We start from the raw sequence: 23584 nt of genomic DNA, 5'->3' as shown, positions 1-23584 counted from the left end.
TGAGCGTCTCGTGGGCTCGGAGATGTGTATAAGAGACAGGCTGCTGGTGTCGAGGGGGGCGCGCTGCAGGCCTTCGGGGGCGATTCCGACGCTGCCGGCGATCGGGCGGGCGGCGGCGCCGATATCGATCGACATTGTGCGGCCATTGGCTTGGCGGACCTGCGTCGCCGCTTCGTGGGCGGCCCGATCGGCTTTTACCGGGACCATGGCGCGGATCATCGGGGCGGTCCGTTCGGGAAGCGCAAACAGGCTCTGTGACGGGACCGGCAGGGTGATCAGGCTGTCGGCCGATTCGACCAGAGTCTGCCGCGGCCACGGCGCGTGCTGCGGCGTCGGCACCTGGCCGCGCGCCAGACGATTCGGCCGGATCGGCGCGCTGCCTGGAATCAGGCGGTCGCGATCGAGGCCGATGTCGGCGAGTTCGGGGGCCGGCAGCATCTCCTCATTGGCGAACACGAAGCGCGGCACCTTCGGCCAGCGCACCTTCGCCACTGTCTCGGACGCCGGATGCAGCCGCCACTCCTGCGGCTCGGTCGGCGTCTTCGGCAGCTCCGGCGTCGCCGCGACCACGTGCACGATCTTGTAGCCGCCCGCCTTCAGCGCCTGAAGGATGCGCGGCAGCGCCGCCACGGTGCGCGGCTGGATGTCATGCAGCAGCAGGATACCCTTACCCTTCGCGGCCAGCCGGCTCATCGCCAGATGAAACACCGTGTCGGGCGAGACGTGACGCCAGTCGTCAGCCGGGAAGTCGGCGCTCCACGCCTGGATGCCACGGGAGGCAAGGTATCCTTCAACCGCTTCGGCCCGCAGCAGGCCGGGAATGCGGAAGAACGGCGACAGCGCAGCGCGGTCGCCACCGAGCGCGGCGAGCGTCGAGGCGATGCCTTCGTCGACCTCCTGCTGGGCCTGCTCCACCGACATCCGGTTGAAGCTCAGCGGATGGTTCTGGCTGTGGGTGCCGATGGTGTGGCCGGCGTCGCGCAGCTTGCGCACGCCGGCGGGAAACGTCGTCGCCATCCGCCCGACGACGAAGAACGTCGCCTTGACGCAGTCCTTCGCCAGGATGTCGAGAACCTGATTGCTTTCGCGCGGCAGCGGGCCGTCGTCGAAGGTCAGCACCACCTCGTGGTCGCGCAGCGGCAGCGTCTCGCTATATTGCATCGTGCCGATGCGCGGATGCTCGCGCGGATCGACGACCAGCGTGCGCGATGTGCCGAGCGCATCGGGATTGCCGGGGCAGCTTGCCGCGCGGGCCTGTTGGGGCGGGAGGGTGAGAGCGGCGGCGACGCAGGCCGCACCAACGAGAGACGAAATTCGCAACGAACGTTCAGACAACAGTGCACCGCCTTCACGCGACCGACAGCGCGGTTCACGACGCCCGAATCCCAACCGGACCGAAAAATAAAACCGCGTCATGAACGGCTGCTTAACCGTTCAAAGTTCCATGGCGATTCTGGGACGCGGAGGCGGCTCAGCGCGCAGTGCGGCCATGCGTATCCGACGCCACCGCGCGACCGGCTTCGTCGGAGGGCACCACGTGCACGACGCGGTAGTGGTTTTCGCGCAGCCAGCGCAGGAAGGCCGGCATCATCTCGGCGGTCTGCTTGCGCGGATCGTGAAACAGGATGATGCCGCGGCCGGTCGCCGTCAGCCGCTCGGTGATCAGCTTGAGCTGTTCGTCGGGCGTCATCGGATTCCAGTCGCTGGCCCACAGATCGGCGCCGAACACCGGAATGCCGCGCGCCTGCAGATCATCCAGCAGCGCCGGGGTGGATTCGAAATACGGGAAGCGGAAGAACCGGGTGGTCGCCACCGGAATGCCCTTGGCGCGCATCACCGCTTCGTCGGCCGCGATGCCGCGGTCGATCTCGGTCAGCGCGTCGGCATGGCTCAGTGCCGACAGATGCTGATGGGTGTAGGTGTGGTGGCCGATAGTATGGCCGCCGGCCGCGATCCGCCGCACCATGTCGCCCATTTCGGACGCGGGTTTGCCGACCAGGAAGAACGTGGCGTGGACGCACTCGTCGGCGAGCGCCTTCAGCACCGTCGGGGTCGTGGCGGCGGGTCCGTCGTCGAACGTCAGCACGACTTCGCGATCAGCAAGCGGCAGGGTTTGCGGGAAGCTCTTGAGGCCGACGCGCGGATAGGTCGCCGGATCGACGGTGAGTACCCGCGAGGTGCCGAGCGTGCCGGGGCGGGGGCACTCGGCGGCGTGAGCAGTCCCGCCGAGGGCGGCGAGGGCGACAAAAGCAGCTGCGGTGCGCGCGATGATCACGACACCCTCCGGGTTGGCGGATTGTTGGTGGGTGTCACGAATATCATTGCGCTTTGCTTCACCGATTGGTTATTGCCACGGGCATTCGCGCCGCCGTTCGACAGTGCATCTTGCCCGACGGCGCCCGATTTCTGCAACCAGTAAAACCCGCGGGAGCCCCCATGACCGACGACGTGGATGCGGTCGTGCGGCCCGATCTGGCCGCTCTCGATCCTGTGGCAATGCGGGATGACCATGGCGATCTCCGGGCCGAGTTCGTCGAGGCGGTGTCTCACGCCATCGCCGCCGAGGACGCGGGTTCGCTGCGGGCCGTGGTGTCCGAACTCCACGAGGCCGACCTCGGCGACCTGATCAAGGCGCTGGATTCCGACGAGCGGGTCCGGCTGGTGGAACTGACCGGGGCTGATTTCGACTTCTCCGCGCTCAACGAAGTCGACGAAACCGTCCGCGAGGAGATCCTCGAAGAGCTCGAGCCGGCGACCGTTGCCGAGGGCGTTCGCGAACTGGATTCCGACGACGCCGTCGAACTGCTGCAGGTGCTCGACGAAGAGGATCAGGATGAGATCCTCGACAAGCTGCCGCCCTCCGAACGCGATGCGCTCGAGCGCGGCCTGGACTATCCGGAAAGCTCCGCCGGCCGGCGGATGCAGACCGATTTCATCGCCGTGCCGCGGGACTGGACCGTCGGCGAAGCGATCGACTTCATGCGCGAGACCGCCGAGCTGCCGGATCGTTTCTACGAGATCTACGTCGTCGACGGCGTCAATCACTGGCAGGGCGCAGTGTCGCTGGATCGGCTGCTGCGGTCGCACCGCAACGTGCTGCTGCCTGAACTGGTCGACGAGGATCGCCGCAAGGTGTCGGTGGACGACGATCAGGAGGAGGTCGCCCGCCTGTTCGGCAAGTACAACCTCGTCGCCGCCCCCGTGGTCGACGGCCAGAACCGCCTGGTCGGCGTCATCACCATCGACGACGTCGTCGACGTGATCGAGGAAGAGGCCGACGAAGACCTCAAGGCGCTGGGCGGCGTCACCAGCGATGAAGAACTGTCCGACCGGATGTGGACGATCGCGCGCGGCCGGTTCAACTGGCTGCTGGTCAACCTCGCCACCGCGTTCCTGGCGTCCTCGGTGCTCGGCCTGTTCGAGGATCAGCTACAGCAGATGGTGGCGCTGGCGGTGCTGGCGCCGATCGTCGCCAGCCAGGGCGGCAACGCCGCGACCCAGACCATGACGGTGGCGGTGCGGGCGTTGGCCACCCGCGAACTCGGCGCCTGGAATGCGGTACGGGTGGTGATGCGTGAGGCGCTGGTCGGCCTGGTCAACGGTGTCGCGTTTGCGCTGATCACCGGCATCGCCGCCTACGCCTGGTTCAGGGTGCCGGGCCTCGGCGTGGTGATCGGGCTGGCGATGATCTGCAATCTGGTCGCCGGTGCGCTTGGTGGTATTTTGATCCCGATGGCGCTGGAACGGATGCGGGCCGACCCGGCCGTCGCCTCAGGCACCTTCGTCACCACCGTCACCGACGTGGTCGGCTTCTTCGCCTTCCTGGGTATCGCAACGCTGTGGTTCGGACTGAAGTAATCCTCTTGACGGGCTGTTAACGCTGTTGGCGGACGATTCCGTCCATGACCCAGATACAGCGGCTGCGGCTCAAGGCGGACGGACGGATCGTCGAACTACGCGACGGCCACGAGTTTCCGCTCGTGCCCAATGGTGCCGAATCCGCCGGGCGCGGATCGGAGCCTGAGCCGAAGGTACGCGATCTGCGGCTGCGGGCGGGCCTGACCCAGACCGAATTCGCCGCGCGTCTTGGCGTTCCGGTCGAGACCATCCGGAACTGGGAGCAGGGCAAGCGCAGCCCGCGGGGACCTGCGCGTGCGCTGCTGACCGTGATCGCCCATACGCCCGATGTGGTGTTTGCGGCTTTGGCCGGTCGGCGGGAAGAAATTAGTAAGCTCGTCGCAGCGCCAGCGATTGGCAGCGAGTGCTGATCGGTTCATACTACTTCTGATCAGTCTGCGTACCCAAAATGCGGGACGATCGTCATGCAGACCGCCGACGCGCACTTCGTCGAGGCCCATGGGGCGAAGATTCCCCCAATCGGGCTCGGGACCTGGGAACTGAGCGGCCATAGCTGCGCGCGGATCGTCGAGCAGGCGCTCCGCCTCGGCTATCGCCATATCGACACCGCCCAGATCTACGAGAACGAGCGCGAGGTCGGGGAGGGCATTCGCAACTCCCACATCCGCCGCGATCAGCTGTTCGTCACCACCAAGGTCTGGACCACGCATTTCGCGCCCAATGACCTCATTCGCTCGGCCAAGGAGAGCCTGGTCAAGCTGCGGCTGTCCGAGGTCGATCTCTTGCTGCTGCACTGGCCGAACGCGCATGTGCCGCTGGCGGAAACCCTCGGCGCTCTGTCGCAGGCCCGCGCGCTTGGCCTGACGCGGCACATCGGTGTTTCGAACTTCACGGTCGCGCTGCTCGCGGAGGCGGTCGCGGTCTGTCCGGCGCCGCTGGTGTGCAATCAGGTCGAGTACCACCCGTTTCTCGATCAGCAGAAGGTGCTTGCCGCCTGCGCGCTGTACGGCATGGCGCTGGTCGCCTACAGCCCGATCGCCCGCGGCAACGCCAAGAAAAGCGAAGTTCTCACCAGGATCGGCACCGTGCACGGCAAGACCGCGGCGCAGGTCTGCCTGCGCTGGCTGATCCAGCAGAACGTCGCGGCAATTCCGCGCAGCTCGCGGCTCGAGCGGCTGGCGCAGAACATCGACGTGTTCGACTTCGAATTATCGGAAGCCGAAATGCAGGAGATCTTCACCCTCGGCAGTCCGAAGGGACGGCTCACGACGATGGCGACCGCCCCGGTGTGGGACTGAGCGCTACCCGCCGTTGACCTCGCCGCCGGAATAACGCACGTCGCTGAGACGACCTTCAGCGTTCCGGTGACCGATGTTCTTCCTGCTCTCCAAGATCCTCGGCTTCTTCGTCCATCCGTCCAACACGATCGCGATGATCTGTGTGGCGGGCCTGGTGCTCATGCTGACGCGCTGGTGGCGGGCCGGGCGAGCGCTGCTGATCGGCGGCGTTGTGCTGCTGCTGATCGCCGGCTACTCGCCGCTCGGCAACGTGCTGCTGCTGTCGCTGTCGGAGCGGTTTCCGCCCTGGCACGAGGCCGGGCGCGCGCCGGATGGCATCATCGTGCTCGGCGGAGCGATCGATTCCGAACTCAGCGCGGCTCGCAACACCCTCGAACTCGACGCCTCGGCCGAGCGCGTCCTCGCTACGCTCGATCTGGCGCGGCGCTATCCGAAGGCGCGGATCGTCTATAGCGGCGGCAGCGGCAATCTGATCCAGCGCTCGGTCGCCGAAGCGCCGCTCGCCGGCGAACTGCTGGAGCGGTTCGGTCTGGCGTCGGATCGCGTGGTGCTGGAGGACAAGTCGCGGACGACCGCCGAGAACGCCGCCTATACGCGTGCTCTGGTGTCGCCGAAGCCCGGCGAACTCTGGCTGCTGGTGACGTCGGCGTTTGATATGCCGCGGTCGATCATCGCATTCCGCGCCGCCGGCTTCGACGTCGTGCCGTATCCGGTCGATTGGCGAACGCGCGGCAGCGAGGACGCGGCACGCACGTTCTCAACGCTCGCAGCCGGGCTCGCCCGCACCGACGTCGCCGTGCATGAATGGGCGGGGCTGCTCGCCTATCGGCTCGGCGGCAAGACGACGTCGCTGCTGCCGTCGCCGTAAGCCACTCAGTCGTGGCGCGGCAGGCCGAGCCGGTACACGCCGCGGAAGTCGTTCGGGTCGGCCGGCTTGCCCTTGCGGTAGATCACCAGCCGGCCGTCCAGCGCCAGCGCCACGGCGGCGCGCCGGATCGGCATCAGCAGGCCGTGCCAGTCACCTTCGGGGCGAAGCGCGTGAGCGATCTCCGGCGCGCTGAGCGTGCCGTGGCCGGCTTTGTTCAGCACGGCGAGGATGTCGTCTTCGAGGGCGGAGACAGGCGAGGCGGGGGCAGGCGCCGAATCGTGAGGGGTCATGGCAATGCAGTGCCGCAATGGCCGGCGCGCCGCAACCTCGACCGATTGACAGCCGCAGCGGCCGTGGATTGATTGCCGAGGGACGCATCGCTGCGGGGATGAAGGGAGTTTTCGGCCATGGCGCGGACGCTGGTGATCGGCAACAAGAACTACTCGTCATGGTCGATGCGGCCGTGGATCGCGCTGAAGGCCACCGGCGTCACGTTCGATGAGGTGGTGATCCCGCTCTACACCGGTGACGCCGACAAGCGCCGTATCCTCGCCTTCACGCCCGCCGGCAAGGTGCCGGTGCTGGTCGACGGCGACGTCACGATCTGGGATTCGCTGGCGATCATCGAATACGCTGCTGAGCGCTTTCCCAAGGCTCAGCTCTGGCCCGACGACGTCGCCGCCCGGGCTCACGCGCGGTCGGTTGCGGCTGAGATGCACTCCGGCTTCGTCGCGCTCCGCACCGAGTGCGGCATGAACATCCATCGGCCGGTCGGCGCCAAGCCGCTATCGGATGCGGCGCGTGCCGACATCGCCCGGGTCCAGGAGATCTGGACCGACTGCCGCCACCGCTACGGCCGTTTCGGGCCGTACCTGTTCGGCCGCTTCAGCGGGGTCGATGCGATGTTCGCGCCCGTGGTGCACCGGTTTCGCACCTATGCGGTCGAGGTCGACCCGATCGCGCAGGGCTACATGGAAGTGATGATGGCGCTGCCGGCATTCCAGGAATGGACTCAGGCAGCCCTGGCCGAGACCTGGATCATCGACAAATTCGAGACCGATTGAGCTGCGGAAGGGGATTCATTCCCAAGCCTCTCCGGTTCCTCGCCTTCAGACGCCTAGATCGCTGAAAAACAAGCAAAATCGGGGCGCCAGCCATGCGTGATTCACTGGCCAGGAGAGCGTCTCGCGTGCTATAAGCGCGCGGGGTTTGGGGGGAACCGATCACACCCGGCAACAGGGATCGGATCGGTATTCAAGTGGCGCAGGAGTTGAGCGTTGAAGCACAAGTTCGTGGTAGGTGAATCCGTCTATTTTACCGCCAGCAACGTTGCCCGTCCGGCAGCCAGCGGTATGTACGAAATCGTCCGACTGCTCCCGACCGATGGGTCTGATTGCCAGTATCGTATCAAGAATATCTCCGAGGCGTTCGAACGAGTCGCCAAGGAGAGCCAGCTCAGCATCTGCTGAGCCGCGCACCGTCTTTCTTCCAAAGACATAACAGCCTCTGAGATCATCATCGCTGTCCTGACGTCCCTTCGGGGGCAGGGGACAGCGATCTCGGGGCCGCGTTTCGCCAAGTCTTGCGCCCATTTTGGTCGTAAAGCCGGTGTTGACTCGCCGGATCGGCGCTCAGGGGACAACGCGCATGGATTGGGCTGCTTGGTCGACTTGGCTCGACCAGATTCTGCATTCACCAAATTTTCCGATGTGGGCCACCGTCGCGGTTGCGGCATTCGTGGCGCTGCTGGTGCTGATCACGTTGCTGCGGGCCGACAAGTCGGTCGCCAACGGCGCGCTGGTGGCGATCACGATCGGCGCGATCGGTCTGGCCGGCTATTCGGCGTTTCGCGGCTTCGGCAGCTCGGGGAACGGGCAGGCCTCCGGAGAGGCACGCGATCCGATCGCCAAGGCGATGCCGGCATTGGCCTGCGTCGACGACCTGGCCGGCGATATGGTTCTGGCAGCCTGCGAGAAGGCGCTGTTCAGTTCGCCCGAGACCGTAGCGGCCGCGGTGTCCTATGCGTCGGCCCGGCTGGCACGGCTGACCGCCCTCGGTGACGTCGCCGCCGCCGACAAGCAGATGACGCCGGAACTGGCCCGGCTGCGCCGCGCGATCGAGCGCGACCGCTATGGCCTGATCGCCTATGTGCTGTCGTCGCAGGACCGCTGCCAGCCGACCGACTGTGCGGCATTCCGGTCGCTCACCGATTCCAGCCGGATTGCGGCGAATATCGGCGACCATCTCTACGAGACCACCTTGACCCGTTACGCCCCGAGCTGGGGCGGGCTGCCGATGACCGCGGCCGGCGCAGGGCCGATCCCGGCAGCTCCTGCTGGGGCTGCGCTCCCGGTGCCGGGCGCCACGCCGGCGCTCGCCGGCGTCACCGAGGCGCCCAGCGGTAAGCCGACGGATATCGACTTCCCAACCTCGGCCTCGATTCCGCCCGTCAGCATCATGACGGAGCCCGCGCCGGCAAAGCCGGCGGCGGCTGCCGCTGCCGCTGCCCACGGCGCAGCCGCCAACGCCAAGAGCGCCCCGGCGGCCAAGAAGCCCCCGGCGCCGCCGGCTGCGGCACAGGCGTCGGCCACCCACAATGCTGCCGGCGCGACTGCCGCCAATCCTCCGCCCGCCAAGAGGCCGCCCGCTCCACCGAAACCTAAGCAGCCCGCGCCGGTCCAGCTTGCGCCGGAAGAGGCACCCGCGGAAAACTGACGGCGGCATTCTTCAGGAAGCGAGACAGTCGACCTCAATGGCTCTGCATTTGATCAAGCTCGCGGTGGGCTGCGAGTCGGTGAAGGATCTGACCGAGCGGGTGGCGGAGCGTGCCAGATCGGGTGGGCGGCATATCCACATCACCCGCATGGTGCCGAAGCGCGATGCGGAGCTGCTCGACGGCGGCTCGCTGTATTGGGTGATCCGCGGTGAGATCGCGGCGCGCGAAAAGCTGATCGCGATCGAGCCGTTTCGCGACGGCGACGGCATCAGCCGTTGCCGCCTGGTGCTGGAGCCGGAGGTGCACCCGGTCAGCCCGCGGCCGATGCGCCCGTTCCAGGGCTGGCGCTATCTCACCGCATCCGATGCGCCGCAGGACCTCGGCAAGGCCGCCGAGGGGATCGCGGCGATGCCGGAAACGATGCGACGCGAGCTGCGCGAACTCGGGCTGCTGTAGGCGCGGCTATCCGCCTTAAACCGCGATATTATCGATCAGCCGGGTCTTGCCGAGCTTGGCGGCGACCAGCAGCCGGATCGGACCTTGCTTGGGCGATTTGATCGGCGCCAGCGTCTCGGCGTGGCGCGCTTCCAGGTAGTCGAGCACGAAGCCTGCTTCGCTGATCAGCTCGGCGCCCGCGGTCAGCGACGACTCGATGCTCTTGCCCGCCTTGATCCGCTTCGCGACCTCTTTCATCGCCCGGTACAGCGTCGGCGCAACCGCGCGCTCCTCGGCCGACAGATAGACGTTACGGGACGACATCGCGAGGCCGTCGCGCTCGCGCACCGTCGGTGCGCCGATCACCTTGACGCCGAGGTCGAGATCGGCGGCCATCCGCGTCACCACGCGGAGCTGCTGGAAGTCCTTCGAGCCGAAGATCGCGACGTCCGGCCGGCACTGGATGAACAGCTTGCCGACCACGGTGGTGACGCCGCCGAAGAAGTGCGGGCGGAAGCGGTCTTCGAGGCCGGCGACGGCGGGGCCTTCGGTCGAGATCTTGGAGGCGAAGCCGTCCGGGTACATCACCTTGACGTCGGGATTCCAGATCAGGTCGACGTTCTCTCCCGCGAGCTTGGAGGCATCAGCCTTGAAGGTCCGCGGATACGAGCCGAAGTCCTCATGCGGGGCGAACTGGGTCGGATTCACGAACACCGAGACCACGACCTTGTCGGCGCGCCGTTTTGCCAGGCGAACCAGCGACAAGTGCCCGTCGTGCAGCGCGCCCATGGTCGGCACCAACGCCACGCTGGCGTTGCGCTTGCGCAGCTCGGCAAGCGCGCGGCGAAGGGCGGGGAGAGTGCGGGCGACAACGGGAGGACGGGACATCGAAGGCTCGATCGCGGTCAGCGGAGACAAGCCGCTCCAGGCGGCGGCGGAAAGGAATCCGATCTTATCAAGCCCCGGCGCTGACCGCCACCGGGGCGGCCTGCTGCGGAGGCAGCACGTTAAGCTTGATCGCGACCATCAGGCGCGCCGCGGATTCATGATGAAGCGCGAAGCCGCTTCCGTCGCGGCCCGTCTTACGCAATTTGCTTGACCCTCGACATGGCCGATTTGAAGATCGGCGACGAAAGGGAGATCGATGCTGATTGAGGCCCCCGAAAGTCAGTCCGGCTCGGCGCGCGTGATTGTGCTCGGCAACGAGAAGGGCGGCTCCGGAAAATCGACGCTGGCGCTGCACATCGCGGTGGCGCTTTTGAAGGCTGGTCAGCGGGTCGCGACCATCGATCTCGATTGCCGGCAGCGCAGCTTCACCCGCTACATCGCCAATCGCCAGGCTTGGTCGCAGCACGCGCGGCTCGATCTCGAACTGCCGGACCATTGCTGCCTGACCCTCGGCGAGACCATGCAGGTCGCCGACAATGAAGCCGACGAGTTTCAGCAATTCGCCGACGCCGTCGCAGCTGTCGAACACGATCACGACTTCATCGTCATCGATACGCCGGGCTCGGATAGTTATCTGATGCGGCTGGCGCATTCGATGGCCGATACGCTGGTCACGCCGATCAACGACAGCTTCCTCGATTTCGATGTCCTCGGCGGTGTCGATCCCACGACTTTCGAAGTCACCGGCGCAAGTCACTACGCGGAGATGGTGATCGATGCGCGGCGCCGGCGTCGCCAGCTCGACGGCTCGGACACCGACTGGATCGTGGTGCGCAATCGTCTGTCGACGATCGGATCGCGAAATAACCGGATGGTCGCCGCCGGCCTGAAAGAACTGGCGATGCGGATCGGCTTTCGGCCGCTCGACGGCTTTGCCGAACGGGTGGTGTATCGCGAGTTCTTTCCGCGCGGCCTGACGGCGCTCGACAACCTTGATGCCGCGACGCTCGGGACGCGTCCGAGCATGGGGCACGTCACCGCGCGCGAGGAGGTGACGGATCTGCTGCGCCGGCTGAAGTTGCCGCTCGACGAGCGCGGCCGCCGCCGTGCCGCCAACCGCGCCGAGTGGTTCGCTCAAGCGGGGACGCCGCTCGAACTGCACGACATCGTCGGCGTGTAGTTCAAATTTTACCCAATCCTCTTCATTCTTTGGTCGGATATCAAAGCGGCACGCGCAGTCATCCGATGTCGCTGCCGCACCCTCCGGAGAAATTTCGAATTCGTACAACCCATTGAACGGCGAAAACTATTCCGATCGGCCGCGGCTTTGTGCAGTTGCACAAGGAGGGGGCGCAGATCCGCTAATCTTTGATCTTCCTGTCATATGACTGTGATTTATAGTCGTATGGTCGATCATCCTGGGCATGGGGCTACTGATCGACTCAGGATGGATGATGACCCGCGGAATAACAGTTCTGCTGGCGCTGTGCCTCGTCTCGGCCGTCGCTTACTTCACCGCCTCGAAATGGGCGATCCGGCATCAGACGCTGACGTTCTACGATGCTTCACGTCAGCGGCCGGTCGAGATCGACATCGCAGTTCGCCGTGATAAGGAGATGCAGGCCGAAGGCGGCCTCGCGGAGCTCCCGGTTGCGGTCCTCAATCACGGCAACACCGTCAAGTTCACCGAGTACTCGTTCCTTGCCAATCTGTTCGCCGCGCGTGGCTATCTGGCGATCAGCATTCAGCACGATCTGCCGACTGACGGGCCACTGGTAACCAAGGTCGGAGAGCCTTATGTCGGCCGGCTGCCGGTGTATGAGAAGGGCGTCGCCAATATCGACTTCGCCGTTACGCAGCTGAAGACCATTCTGCCGAACGCTGACTATCACCACCTCACCATGGTCGGGCATTCCAACGGCGGCGACATTTCGATGTACTACGCCCACCTGCATCCCGAACTGATCCGGCGGGTGGTGACGCTGGATAATCTGCGGGTGCCGTTCATGATCGACGGCAAATTCAAGACGCTGACGTTCCGGTCCGAAGACCCGGTGTTCAAGACCGACCCCGGCGTGGTGCCGGCGCAGGAGGTCTGCGACAAGGCCGGCATCACGGTGGTCAACACCCAGTTTCAGCACACCGAGATGAGCGATCGCGGGCCGACGAGCGTCAAGAATGCGATCGCGGAGTCGCTCGATCGCTTCCTCGACGATGGTACCGCATCGATCAAGCCGAAGCCGGTGCCGCGCGGCCCGAGCGCGGTGGCCTCGGCCAAATAGGGAAGCCACCGCTGGCGGGCGTTGACGCGTCATCCCGCCGTCTCCACATAGGTCTCGCTGTTCCAGAGCGAGCCCTGATGTCCCGCGAGCCGACCTCAACTCCATCCCAGACGACCGTCCGCGACAACGGCACGGCGACGCCTGCGCCGTCGTCGTCCGCGGAGATTGCCGCCTTCGTCGCGAAGGCGCGCGCGATGGCACCGAATGCCGCTGGGGCCCGTGGTCGCCTGGTGTTCGCACTCGATGCCACGATGAGCCGGCAGCCGACCTGGGACATGGCCTGCGCGCTGCAGGCCGACATGTTCCGTGAGGCAGAGGCGATCGGCAGTCTCGATATCCGCCTAGTGTACTATCGCGGCTTCAACGAATGCCGGGCCTCGACCTGGATCTCGTCCAGCGCCGAACTGGCGCGGCTGATGGGCAAGATCGATTGCCGCGGCGGGCATACCCAGATCGGGCGGGTGCTGGCCGACGCCCGCAAGGAGGCGATCGCCGCCGGTGTCCGCGCCATCGTGTTCGTCGGCGACGCCATGGAGGAGCAGGCCGACGATCTCTGCGCCAAGGCAGGCGAGCTCGGTATGCTGAAGGTCCCGGTGTTCGTGTTCCAGGAGGGCGTCGATCCGGTCGCCGAGCAGACGTTTCGCGAGATCGCGCGGCTGAGCGGTGGGGCGTGGTGTCGCTTCGACCCGGGCGCTGCGGCGCAGCTCCGCGAGCTGCTGCGCGCCGCTGCTGCGTATGCGGCCGGTGGGCGCGAGGCGCTGCAGCGGCTGGCCGCGAGCGGCGGCGGCGCTGCGCTGCTGCTCGGGCAGATGCGATAGACGCGCGCAATCCGGTGGCGGTGCTTTTTCTCGGCGACCAACTTATATTCCGGCCATGCCTACGTTGATTGCCGGCGCTATCGCCGTTTTCGTGCTGTACACGCTGCTGCAGATGTTCCGGTCGGCCAACCCGGCGGTGCTGGCGCGGGCGCTGAAAATCGCCGGCGGGATCGTCACCCTGGCGGCTGCCCTGTTTACCGGCGTCAAAGGCGAGCTCGCGGTCGCAATCCCGCTCGGCCTGTTCGGCGCCGGGCTGCTCGGCTGGACGCCGCTGCAGAATGCCGGCTTCGGCAATCTCGGCGGGTTGTTCGGAGGGCTCGGCGGGCGCTCGCGGGGACAGGCCTCGACGGTGCGGTCGCAGTATCTGGAAATGGTGCTGGACCACGACAGCGGCGCGATGACCGGGCGGATCCTGGCCGGCCCCAATGCCGGCCGCTCGCTCGACGAATTCGACCTCGGCCAGCTCGCGGCGATGCTGGCCGGCTTCGATGCCGAGAGCTGTGCGCTACTTGAAAGCTATCTGGACCGCCGGTTTCCCGCTTGGCGTCAGAACGCGCATGGAGATGCGGCAGGGGGGCAGCGTAGCCAGGCGTCGGGCAGCAAAATGACGACCGAGGAAGCCTATGAGATCCTTGGCCTGCAGCCGGGAGCGGGGCCGGACGAGATCGGACGCGCCCACCGCACCCTCATGAAGAAATTGCATCCCGACCAAGGGGGGTCGACGTACCTTGCCGCCCGGGTAAACGCGGCCAAGGATACCTTGCTTCGAACGCATCGCAGCTAACTCCAGCAACGCAACTTTACGCTACAGACTGCGAGTGCCCTGATCCCGAATTGACGCCTCGGGTTGCCCGCCGCTTCGGCGTGGCTGTTGATTCAACTTTTATCGATCAATCCTTGACGAGTGGTTTCGCCGTGTTCCCGTCGTGCGAGATCGTGCGGGGTCGATGCCGGGCGCGAGGTTAGAGAGCGTGAGCTCAGCATCTTCCGCCAAGTCTTCAGCGGCGCTGTGAGGCCAAACGAAAAACGCGGCCGGGAGGGCCCGGCCGCGTTCGTGTTCTTCGAGATATCGGAAAGATCAGTTCTTGATGGTGAAGCAGGAGATGTCCGAGCGCTTCAGCTTGCGGCACACCGCTTCGGCTTCATCACGTTCCAGGCCAGCGAAGCGGGCGCGATACAGCTTGCGGTCGCCCCGGGTGGTCACGGTCTCGGTGAACGGATCGGCCTTGCCGAGCAGGCCGCTGGCGTGCTCGCGGGCGGCTTCGAGGCGCTTGCGGGCTTCCGGCTCGCTTTCCAGCGCGCCGACCTGGATGATCCAGCCGCTGTGGGCGACAGTCTTGATCGCGCCGTTCTGCTGGACCGCCGGAGCCGCTGGGGTCGGAGCCGCCGGGGCGGGGTCGGCATAGGCCATCGCCTGGGAGTGCTTCGGCGCCATGTTGCCGGGCAGCACGCCGAGGATGCCCTGGCCGGTGCCGTGGCCAGCCGGCTGCTGGATCGCTTCGGGGCGGGCTTCGACACGGGCGACCGCGGCGTTGGAAGTTTCGGCCGGATCCTGGCGGGGCGACGGGATGGCGTTGGTGACGGGCGGGGCGGCAACAGCGGAGGCGAGCTTGATCGGGGCGGATTTGACCTGGACGGTCTTGACCCGGACCGGCTTCATCGGCTCGGCCGAGCCGGGAATGATCTGCAGCGGCTTGGATTCCAGGCTACCGCTGTTGAACGGGCCGGGCTCCGGCTTTGCTTCCGCTTTCGGCTCAGGCGCAGCGACCGAGCGGGTCATCGGTGCGGCGGGGCGGGGGACCGGGACAACGGCGGCTTCCGGGGCGGCGGAGGCGACCTGAACGGCGCCCTGCACCTGAACCGCCGGCGCCGGACGGTTATCCTCGGCGACCTCGGTTTCGTCCGAGCCGGGCGAGCGTTCGCTGATGGCGGCAACGGTGCGGCGAGTCGCGCCCTTTTCCAGATTCTCGGCCAGCAGGTTGCGCATGATGGCGTCACGCGAGCCGCCGCTGCGGCCGCCGAGCACGACGCCGACCAGGAAGCGGTTGCCGCGGTGCATCGAGGTGACGAGGTTGAAGCCGGAGGCGCGGGTGTAGCCGGTCTTGATGCCGTCGACGCCTTCGACATTGCCGAGCAGGCGATTGTGGTTGCGGATGGCGTGGCCGCGATAGTTGAACACGGAGGTCGCGAAGTAGCGGTAGTAGCGCGGGAAGCGGTCCTGGATCGCGCGGCCGAGGATCGACTGGTCCCGGGCGGTGGTGACCTGCTCGTCGTTCGGCAGGCCGGAGGCGTTACGGTACACGGTGCGCGACATGCCGAGCGCGCGCGCCTTGCGGGTCATCAACTTGGCGAAGTCGGACTCGCTGCCGCCGACGGTCTCGGCGATCACCACGGCGGCGTCGTTGGCCGAGCGCGTCACCAAGCCCTTGATGGCGTCCTCGACCCGCAGCGTCGAGCCGGGGCGCAAGCCGAGCTTGGTCGGTGCCTGCTCGGAGGCGTGCTCGGAAACTTCCATCTCGCTGTCGAGGCTGAGTTTGCCCTGTTCGAGCTTCTCGAACAGCAGGTACAGCGTCATGATCTTGGTCAGCGACGCCGGATGACGCAGGCTGTCGGGGTTGGTGGCGGTGAGAACCGCACCGGTGTTGCCGTCGACGATGATCGAGGCGAAGGCGGGGTTGTAGCTGTTGCGCTCGACGTGATGGCGGGCGTGATGATGACGATGCCGCTTCCGGGCGTCGGCTGTGTCGGTTGTAAAGATCACCGCGGCTGAGATCGTCGCCAAGCCGAGCACGCAAACTCGCAGCGCGCGCGAGCTGAAGGAAATATTGCGGTGCATGAACGTCCCCGTCCGATCTTTCATCATTCACCGGGCCGTGAGGCAAAATTAAGCCCGTGCGGTCCGGTGACGTTGGAATCCAGCGTTGGAATCACTCGCTTGCCCGGCACCAGCGGCAGCTCCCGATCGTTCGGGTAAGCGGCTGAATTGACGCGGCTTTTCGTGGCGAGCGCAAATGTTTAGCGATTCAGGTTAGGAGCGGGCGGTTTCGAAAAGGTTAAGCATCTGTTGCGCTGATGCCGAGGATTCGCCGGATTGGTATCGCAATGCAGCATATTCCGCCACCCCGGCTCGGCTCGGGGTGGCGGCTGGATGCGGCCGGACTCCGGATGAGCGGGCGGGCCGGATCGGCGGCGGCTTACTTGGCGACGCGGAGCTTGGAGAGCGAGGAGCCGATCTGGGCGAAAGCCGTCCCGATGCCACTGGCGGTCGTGGTCGCAAAGAAGTTGCCACTATCGGCGCAGTATCTCAGTACCGAGGATTCCGGGTCGCCATCGGTATTGACCTGGATCGTATAGATGACGACCGGGTTGGTGTTGGTCGCGGAGGCGCGGATGTTGTCGCACAAGATCCGCTGACGTGCGTCGACCTGAGGCGACCAGTCGCGGCCGTTGCCATACCAGCGGTCGATCGTGTTCAAACCATCCGACAGCAGAATGATCGCATCGGTGTATTTGTAGTTGGAGTCTTTCGCCGGGGTGTTGAGCGGATCTCCGGAGCGCAGTGACATCCAGGCCCAGTGCATGCCGATTGCTTGGTTGGTGCCGCCATTCGGCGAAAGTGCGTCGATCTTGTTCTTGATCGTGGTCGCATTCGACAATGAGTAGGCCGACGTCATTCCCAGCAGTTGCTCGGGGCAGGCGGCGTAATCGACGGCCGGAAATCGAGTGGCGAAACTCGTCGGCACATCCTTTGTGGTGTCAGCAGGCTGATCGCGATCGGTCACGCAGCCGCCCCACTGGTTGTGACTCGTCGCGTTCCAGGTGCGGCCGGCATTTTCGCAGCTGGATTTGGTCGAGTACCACCAATAGCTACAGCTGCCGTTGCTTTCGTCCCAAAGGTCCCATCTGATCCAGCTCGCGTTCCGATTGCTGCTGCCGACGTTGACCATCTGTGCGAATGGCACCACCGAGATGTAGATGTCATCGGCGGTTTGGGCGGTTGCGCGGAGGCTGTCGACCAGATTCTTCGCTGCCGTCTTCATGGCTGACATCTTGCCGGCCGATGCCATCGATCCGGTGACGTCGAGCGCCATCGCGACGCGGAGGCGGGTGCCGCCCCAGGTCGTGGTCGTCGACGATCCGATCGCCAGCGTTTGGAAGCCGAGGATCTTCATGAACTGAGTTGGGACCGAGCCTTGTCCGCTCATCTCGATGGTGGACGAACCGGAGCTGTCCTTCGCCGTATAGGTCGCGGTCACGGTCACGGCGCCGGACTCTTTGTTGGTGTAGAGGCTGTTGAAGTAAGTCTGCGCCTTGCTCGACACCTGGTCGGGGGTGATGGCGCCGACGCCGAGATCGCGCGACAGCATCAGGGCGGCCGAATCGAGCGCGTTTTGCAGCGAGGTGCGGGCGTTGTTGGCGCGCGAATAGTCCACAGCCATGCCGATGAAGCCGAGCAGCGGCACCAGCGCCAGGGCGAAGATCACAGCGATGTTGCCCCCGGTCGCCTGCGGGAAGCGGCGCGCCGCGCGCGTCAGTTGGGCGGCAAGGGAGATAATGGACATAACGGTACCGATCCTGGCTCTTCGCTGGGCAAGATCGGGCGGTATGGATAAACGCCGCGTAAAATGAGTCTCAGAAACTCGCTAAACTGCGCCATAAATGCCGCGAAGCCGGGAGTTTTGCTTGCTGGTCCGTCACCAAGATTGGCCGGATTTGCGGGTTTCTTCTAACGCGAGATTAACCCTGCGGCCTCCAGCGGCAGTGCTCAGCCTGCCGCCAGACTAGGGTGTGCCTCCGGGATTTCCGCGCTTGCAGCAAAACCGCACTCGACCCATATTTACCGTATTCCGCCGCTGCGTCGTGCCGGGAGCCGCTGCGCTGTGGGCGTGGTCGGCATTTGCGCGCTGACCGCAGGTCGCGGTTCCGGCGTTGGGTTCCCTGGGGATTTAAATACCGAAAGCCATGCTGCAACCTTCTCTAAGCCACCCCGCTGCCGGCCCTGCCGGCGACCGAATGAGCCGGCCGCGCGCGATGGCAGGCGACGGAGGCCGTTCCGGCCCGAGCACGCCGTCGACCTCGGTCATCACCAAGACCAAGCCGCGCACCAAGCGCCCCAATCTCTATCGTGTGCTGATCCTGAACGACGACTACACGCCGATGGAGTTCGTGGTTCACGTGCTGGAGAAGTTCTTCCAGATGGACGTCGAGGCCGCCACCAAGGTGATGCTGCACGTCCATCATCACGGCATCGGGGAGTGCGGCGTTTTCACCTACGAGATCGCCGAGACCAAAGTGACGCAGGTGATGGATTTCGCCCGCAAGCATCAACATCCTCTTCAGTGCGTCATGGAGAAAAAATAGCAGCGGGCGTGTCGCCAAACTCGGAACAGGTTTTGCATTGGTCCAAGCTGGCGGGTTTTCCCGGACTTGCTGGGTGGACGGACTGATACGGAACCAGTCTTTCGCGATCAGGTTTGGACACTATATCTGGAAAGGTTGTTGTTGCGTCACGGTGCAGCGGCGATCATGATCAGCGGGGGACACAGAGGACGAGATGCCGACATTTTCCCAAAGCCTTGAGCAATCCCTCCATCGTGCGCTCGCCATCGCCAACGAGCGTCACCACCAGTACGCAACCCTCGAACATCTGCTGTTGTCTCTGGTCGACGATTCCGACGCGGCCGCAGTCATGCGCGCCTGCAGCGTCGATCTCGACAAGCTGCGCACCAGCCTGGTCAACTATCTCGAAACCGAATTCGAGAATTTGGTGACCGACGGATCTGAGGACGCCAAGCCGACCGCCGGCTTCCAGCGCGTGATTCAGCGCGCCGTGATCCATGTGCAATCCTCGGGGCGTGAGGAAGTGACCGGCGCCAACGTGCTGGTTGCCATCTTCGCCGAGCGTGAAAGCCATGCCGCGTACTTCCTGCAGGAGCAGGACATGACGCGCTACGACGCGGTCAACTACATCAGCCACGGCATCGCCAAGCGTCCCGGCGTGTCCGAAGCTCGCCCGGTGCGCGGTGTCGACGAAGAGACCGAGACCAAGGGCGGCGACGACTCCAAGAAGAAGGGCGACGCGCTCGAGACCTATTGCGTCAACCTCAACAAGAAGGCCCGCGACGGTAAGATCGATCCGGTGATCGGGCGCAATGCCGAGATCAGCCGCGCGATCCAGGTGCTGTGCCGCCGGCAGAAGAACAACCCGCTGTTCGTCGGCGAAGCCGGCGTCGGCAAGACGGCCATCGCCGAAGGTCTCGCCAAGCGCATCGTCGACGGCGAGGTGCCGGAGGTGCTGTCTGCCGCGACCGTGTTCTCGCTGGACATGGGCACGCTGCTGGCAGGTACGCGCTATCGCGGTGACTTCGAGGAACGCCTCAAGCAGGTCTTGAAGGAGCTCGAAGCGCATCCGAATGCGATCCTGTTCATCGACGAGATCCACACCGTGATCGGTGCCGGTGCTACTTCCGGTGGCGCGATGGATGCCTCGAATTTGCTCAAGCCTGCCTTGGCTTCGGGCACCATTCGGTGCATGGGCTCGACCACCTATAAGGAATACCGTCAGCACTTCGAAAAGGACCGCGCTCTGGTGCGGCGCTTCCAGAAGATCGACGTCAACGAGCCGACGGTCGAAGATGCGATCGCGATCCTGAAGGGGCTGAAGCCTTACTTCGAGGACTACCACAAGCTGAAGTACACCAACGAGGCGATCGAATCCGCGGTCCAGCTGTCGTCGCGCTACATCCATGACCGCAAGCTGCCGGACAAGGCGATCGACGTCATCGACGAGTCGGGCGCGGCGCAGATGCTGCTGTCCGAGAACAAGCGCAAGAAGACGATCGGCATCAAGGAAATCGAAGCCACCGTCGCGACCATGGCGCGGATCCCGCCGAAGAGCGTGTCGAAAGATGACGCCGAGGTGCTCAAGCATCTCGAGCAGACTCTGAAGCGCGTGGTGTTCGGTCAGGACAAGGCGATCGAGGCGCTGTCGGCGTCGATCAAGCTGGCGCGTGCCGGCCTGCGTGAACCGGAGAAGCCGATCGGCTGCTACCTGTTCTCGGGCCCGACCGGCGTCGGCAAGACCGAAGTCGCCAAGCAGCTCGCGTCGACGCTCGGCGTTGAATTGCTGCGCTTCGATATGTCGGAGTACATGGAGCGTCACACCGTGTCGCGTCTGATCGGCGCGCCTCCCGGCTATGTCGGTTTCGACCAGGGCGGCCTGCTGACCGACGGCGTCGATCAGCATCCGCATTGCGTGGTGCTGCTCGACGAAATCGAGAAGGCGCATCCGGATCTGTACAACGTGCTGCTGCAGATCATGGATCATGGCCGGCTCACCGACCACAACGGCAAGCAGGTCAACTTCCGCAACGTGATCCTGATCATGACCACGAACGCGGGCGCGGCGGATTTGGCTCGGCAGGCGTTCGGCTTCACGCGCAACAAGCGGGAAGGCGACGACCACGAGGCGATCAACCGGCAGTTCGCGCCGGAATTCCGCAACCGTCTCGATGCGATCGTGTCGTTCGCGCATCTCAATGCCGACGTCATCGGCATGGTGGTGGAGAAGTTCGTGCTGCAGCTCGAAGCTCAGCTCGCGGATCGCGACGTTACCATCGAGCTGTCCGAGCCCGCCAAGGCGTGGCTGGTGCAGCACGGCTACGACGAGCAGATGGGCGCCCGGCCGATGGCCCGGGTCATCCAGGAGCACATCAAGAAGCCGCTGGCCGACGAAGTGTTGTTCGGCCGGCTGAAGGGTGGCGGCCACGTCAAGGTCGTGCTGCTCAAGGACGATGCTGTCGCCGGCGTCGAACTGGAGAAGATCGGCTTCGAATTCCTCGACGGCCCCGTGACGCCGAAGCCGGAAAATCTGCCCGGCAAGAAGCGTGGCGGCTCGGCCCGCAAGGCCAAGGTGAAGGATCAGGTCGAGAAGGCCTGATCTGAAACCGACGATCTCAATCAGCGAGGCCGGCGAGCGATCGCCGGCCTCGTCGTTTGTGGAGCTAACAAGCGCTATTCCGGTGACCGTGTCGGTGACGGTCCGGCCGGCGACGGCTGCTCGTCCGTCGGCGCCGCGACAGGCGCCTCCGGCTTTTCCGGTTCGGCCACAGGAGGCGGAGCAGATGGCTCCGTGGGTGCCGTTGCGGTCGGTGCAGCAGGCTCGGCTGCCTCGGGCGGAGCGGGCTGAGGTGCCTCTGGAGTTGCAGCAGGTGCGCTAGGTGGTGCTGGCGCAGGAGCAGGCGAGGGCGGTGTCGGCGCAGGCGCCACGGTGGGCGCCGGCGGCGCCGCCGAGGCCGGAGGCGGCAGCACCACGCCCTCTGGCGGGATCATGGCCCAACCGTAGGCCTTCAGTTTGCCGCCGCCGAGCGGCAGCACCATGGTGCCGAATACCGGCGGCGCATTGCCGAGTGCCGTCCGATACGGCGCCGGCAGCTCGTCGGTGCGTTTGAACTCGTCCGTGCTCCACACCACCAGGGTGCCGGAGCGCTTCAGCCGGTCGGCCGTGATCCAGGGGCTCTTGGCGAAATCAGCGTCGATGAACACCGAAGGCCGCGGCGAGGCGTATGCTGCGACGAAGCCGGCCTCGCGCGTGCTGCCGGTGACGATATCGAGTTGGTGGGTGGTCCGGCTCTTCCACACCGACTGCATCGCTTTGGACAGCGCCTTGGCCGGATACAGCTCGGTCGGCACCGGCCCGCTGCCGTAGGCGCGCGAGTAGGTCGAGGTCGCGTAGCCGATCGGGACGCCGAACAGCACCAGCATCCAGGCGGCGATCGCGAGGCGCGGCGCGCGGATCGTCAGCCGGGCCGGCAGCAACGCCACCAGAGCCAGACCGGAGAACGCCACCAGGGCGCTGCCAGTGTAGGCGCCGATCGTGAACCAGCCGAACACGCTGCCGAGCCCAACCAGCATCGACGGCAGCACTGCCGCTGCGACCAGCAGCGAGCGATCGAACGCGCTCGGAGCAGTGAGTTCGAGGTCCGCCGGTTCGCCCTGCAGCGGCAGCCGCGGGATGAAAGCGAGGCCGGCGATCACGATCAGTCCGAGGTTGAGCCCGACCTGGCCGAACACGAAAGCGAACGCCGCACTGATCCGCGGCCACAACCCTGTCGCTCCGTCGTCGGCGACAGGCGAGGCGACGTGGGCCTGCGCTAGCCACATCAGGTGCGGCAGCAGCACCACGAAACAGGCGCCTGCTGCGACCGCCACGCCACTGGTCGCCAGCCGGCGGCGACCATCTGCTGTCAGCACCAGATGTCCGATCAGCACTAGGACGAGTGCAGCACCGGCATGGTTGGTGGAGATTAGCAACGCAGCGGCAATGCCGAGCCCGATCCAGCTCGACCTCGCGCCGCCGAGCACGGCGCGGCGATACAGCAGCACCAACGCAACGGTAAAGGGCAGGCTGGCGATCGCCGGATCGTAGGCGGTGATCTGCGGGCCGAAGCAGCCGATCAGGATGGTGAGCGCCACAGCGAGCGTCGCACCGCTGGCGCCGAAGATCGAGGCGCCGAGGCGCCACAGCAGCGCCAGCGTCATCAGCGCGGAGCCCAGCGCGAGCAGAAGCTGCGCGCCGTTCCATCGTCCGGTGGCGAGCGAAGCGAGTTCGGTCAGCCACGGCGCCAGCGGCGGATACTTCCAATAGCCGCCCTGCAGCTCGCTGCCGAACAGCGCCATTTCGTAGCCGACGGCGGGCAGTCCGGGGAAGCTGATGGCGCTGATGAACCACAGCGTGCCGTACAGGCCGAGCACCCACAGCAGCAGCCGCTGCGGACGATTGCGCAGCATGTCGAAAAGACTGTCGCAGGCGCCGAGCAGCAGCGTCAGCGGCAGGAAGCTGGCGCGCGCGGCGGCGGGACGCGCCGCCGCCGCAGGAGCCGCGGCCGGCGCCGGTGCAGTCTGTCCGATCCCACGTGCCGGCCTGGGCTGCTTGGTCTGCGGTTGCTTCGGCTTCGGGCCAGGAAGCGGCTTCGGCGCGGTTTGCGGTTTGACCGGTGGCGGCGCAGGCCGGGGCTCGGCGGTGGCCGGTGCCGGCTTGGCGGCCGCAGGCGCGGCAGAGACCTGAGCCGCGTCGGCGCTCGATGCGACAGCGGCCTCATCGTCCGGCGGCAACGCTCGTGCAGCGGCGGCCGGTCGCGGCTGACCGCCGTGATGCTTCTTCTTCGGCCGGCGCTGTTTTGGTTGTTTGCGCTTGATGGTCGTCGTCCCCTGGCGAGTCCGAACCTGCGGTATCGATGCCGCGGTTCGCGCGTGGCGTTTCGAATCGACGTTTTAGTCCAACGGGTCGACCAGGCAATTGCCGGAAAGACGAGGCGACAACGAGGCTTGCGGTATCGCTGCGCCGTTTCGACCCAGACTCTCGCACAGCTTTTGGCGTCGGCCGCAGCGCTGGCATTCGGATCAGTTTCGGCCATCATGCG

At 65.7% G+C, this 23584-nt stretch carries 21 protein-coding genes; 14 read left to right on the top strand and 7 right to left on the bottom strand.

What is annotated here, in order from left to right:
• Positions 1-1335, bottom strand: a 1335-nt coding sequence (locus DY467_RS19740; RefSeq protein ID WP_246701588.1) for a polysaccharide deacetylase family protein, incomplete at its 3' end; no start/stop codon positions are given.
• Between the two features lie 136 nt (positions 1336-1471).
• The gene (locus tag DY467_RS19735; protein WP_164638432.1) at positions 1472-2275 is read right to left on the bottom strand and encodes a polysaccharide deacetylase family protein; all 804 of its coding nucleotides are present in this window, start codon (positions 2273-2275) and stop codon (positions 1472-1474) included.
• Positions 2276-2436: 161 nt separating this feature from the next.
• Here DY467_RS19735 and mgtE point away from each other — a divergent pair, with 161 nt between their 5' ends.
• From mgtE to DY467_RS19715, 4 genes are all read left to right on the top strand, one after another.
• Entirely contained in the window at positions 2437-3858 is a 1422-nt protein-coding gene (mgtE, locus tag DY467_RS19730; RefSeq protein ID WP_164638431.1) for a magnesium transporter, read from the top strand.
• 53 nt (positions 3859-3911) lie between these two features.
• Positions 3912-4268 (top strand): helix-turn-helix domain-containing protein, encoded by a 357-nt coding sequence (locus DY467_RS19725; RefSeq protein WP_349627666.1) that lies wholly within the window; start codon positions 3912-3914, stop codon positions 4266-4268.
• 54 nt (positions 4269-4322) lie between these two features.
• Positions 4323-5156, top strand: coding sequence for an aldo/keto reductase (locus DY467_RS19720; RefSeq protein WP_107345012.1), 834 nt, complete (start codon positions 4323-4325; stop codon positions 5154-5156).
• Between the two features lie 73 nt (positions 5157-5229).
• Positions 5230-6024, top strand: a complete 795-nt coding sequence (locus DY467_RS19715; protein WP_164638427.1) for a YdcF family protein — start codon at positions 5230-5232, stop codon at positions 6022-6024.
• Positions 6025-6029: 5 nt separating this feature from the next.
• Here the strand turns inward: DY467_RS19715 and DY467_RS19710 are convergent, their stop codons facing one another.
• Positions 6030-6314, bottom strand: a complete 285-nt coding sequence (locus tag DY467_RS19710) for a DUF3253 domain-containing protein (protein WP_107345010.1) — start codon at positions 6312-6314, stop codon at positions 6030-6032.
• Between the two features lie 117 nt (positions 6315-6431).
• Between DY467_RS19710 and DY467_RS19705 the strand changes: the two genes are divergently transcribed.
• The 4 genes from DY467_RS19705 to DY467_RS19690 all read left to right on the top strand — a co-directional run bounded on the left by DY467_RS19705 (position 6432) and on the right by DY467_RS19690 (position 9196).
• Positions 6432-7088, top strand: a complete 657-nt coding sequence (locus DY467_RS19705; protein ID WP_164638425.1) for a glutathione S-transferase family protein — start codon at positions 6432-6434, stop codon at positions 7086-7088.
• 213 nt (positions 7089-7301) lie between these two features.
• On the top strand, positions 7302-7493 hold the full coding sequence (locus DY467_RS19700; RefSeq protein ID WP_107345008.1) for a hypothetical protein: 192 nt from the start codon (positions 7302-7304) through the stop codon (positions 7491-7493).
• A 178-nt stretch (positions 7494-7671) separates the two neighbouring features.
• Positions 7672-8739: a hypothetical protein gene (locus DY467_RS19695; RefSeq protein WP_164638423.1), complete on the top strand. Its 1068-nt coding sequence runs from the start codon at positions 7672-7674 to the stop codon at positions 8737-8739.
• A 37-nt stretch (positions 8740-8776) separates the two neighbouring features.
• Positions 8777-9196: a DUF1489 family protein gene (locus tag DY467_RS19690; RefSeq protein ID WP_164638421.1), complete on the top strand. Its 420-nt coding sequence runs from the start codon at positions 8777-8779 to the stop codon at positions 9194-9196.
• Between the two features lie 15 nt (positions 9197-9211).
• On the opposite strand, the gene panC is transcribed toward DY467_RS19690, so the two are convergent.
• A complete protein-coding gene (gene panC / locus DY467_RS19685) occupies positions 9212-10063 on the bottom strand; it encodes a pantoate--beta-alanine ligase (protein WP_164638419.1) in 852 nt (283 codons plus the stop codon).
• A gap of 256 nt (positions 10064-10319) precedes the next feature.
• Here panC and DY467_RS19680 point away from each other — a divergent pair, with 256 nt between their 5' ends.
• The 4 genes from DY467_RS19680 to DY467_RS19665 all read left to right on the top strand — a co-directional run bounded on the left by DY467_RS19680 (position 10320) and on the right by DY467_RS19665 (position 13947).
• On the top strand, positions 10320-11243 hold the full coding sequence (locus DY467_RS19680; RefSeq protein WP_107345005.1) for a division plane positioning ATPase MipZ: 924 nt from the start codon (positions 10320-10322) through the stop codon (positions 11241-11243).
• 274 nt (positions 11244-11517) lie between these two features.
• Entirely contained in the window at positions 11518-12345 is an 828-nt protein-coding gene (locus tag DY467_RS19675) for an alpha/beta fold hydrolase (RefSeq protein ID WP_164573149.1), read from the top strand.
• 77 nt (positions 12346-12422) lie between these two features.
• Entirely contained in the window at positions 12423-13163 is a 741-nt protein-coding gene (locus tag DY467_RS19670) for a vWA domain-containing protein (protein WP_164638417.1), read from the top strand.
• 55 nt (positions 13164-13218) lie between these two features.
• Entirely contained in the window at positions 13219-13947 is a 729-nt protein-coding gene (locus DY467_RS19665) for a DnaJ domain-containing protein (protein ID WP_164638438.1), read from the top strand.
• A gap of 294 nt (positions 13948-14241) precedes the next feature.
• Here DY467_RS19665 and DY467_RS19660 read toward each other — a convergent pair whose 3' ends face one another.
• Positions 14242-15999, bottom strand: a complete 1758-nt coding sequence (locus tag DY467_RS19660) for a serine hydrolase (protein ID WP_164638415.1) — start codon at positions 15997-15999, stop codon at positions 14242-14244.
• A 358-nt stretch (positions 16000-16357) separates the two neighbouring features.
• On the bottom strand, positions 16358-17725 hold the full coding sequence (locus DY467_RS19655) for a TadE/TadG family type IV pilus assembly protein (protein WP_164638413.1): 1368 nt from the start codon (positions 17723-17725) through the stop codon (positions 16358-16360).
• Positions 17726-18194: 469 nt separating this feature from the next.
• Here DY467_RS19655 and clpS point away from each other — a divergent pair, with 469 nt between their 5' ends.
• Both clpS and clpA read left to right on the top strand, forming a co-directional pair.
• The gene (gene clpS, locus DY467_RS19650; RefSeq protein WP_041810535.1) at positions 18195-18524 is read left to right on the top strand and encodes an ATP-dependent Clp protease adapter ClpS; all 330 of its coding nucleotides are present in this window, start codon (positions 18195-18197) and stop codon (positions 18522-18524) included.
• A gap of 193 nt (positions 18525-18717) precedes the next feature.
• Positions 18718-21102 carry an ATP-dependent Clp protease ATP-binding subunit ClpA gene (clpA, locus tag DY467_RS19645; protein ID WP_164638411.1) on the top strand — a complete coding sequence of 795 codons (2385 nt, stop codon included), beginning with the start codon at positions 18718-18720 and terminating at the stop codon, positions 21100-21102.
• A gap of 74 nt (positions 21103-21176) precedes the next feature.
• On the opposite strand, the gene DY467_RS19640 is transcribed toward clpA, so the two are convergent.
• Complete coding sequence (locus DY467_RS19640) at positions 21177-22952, bottom strand: glycosyltransferase family 39 protein (RefSeq protein ID WP_164638436.1); 1776 nt, start codon at positions 22950-22952, stop codon at positions 21177-21179.
• Between the last annotated feature and the right edge of the window lie 632 nt (positions 22953-23584).

It is taken from the genome of Rhodopseudomonas sp. BR0G17, from assembly GCF_010907025.1.
GTDB lineage: Bacteria > Pseudomonadota > Alphaproteobacteria > Rhizobiales > Xanthobacteraceae > Rhodopseudomonas > Rhodopseudomonas palustris_H.
Note: the sequence above shows the minus strand (reverse complement) of the source record. Positions and strands in the feature narration are given on the sequence as shown.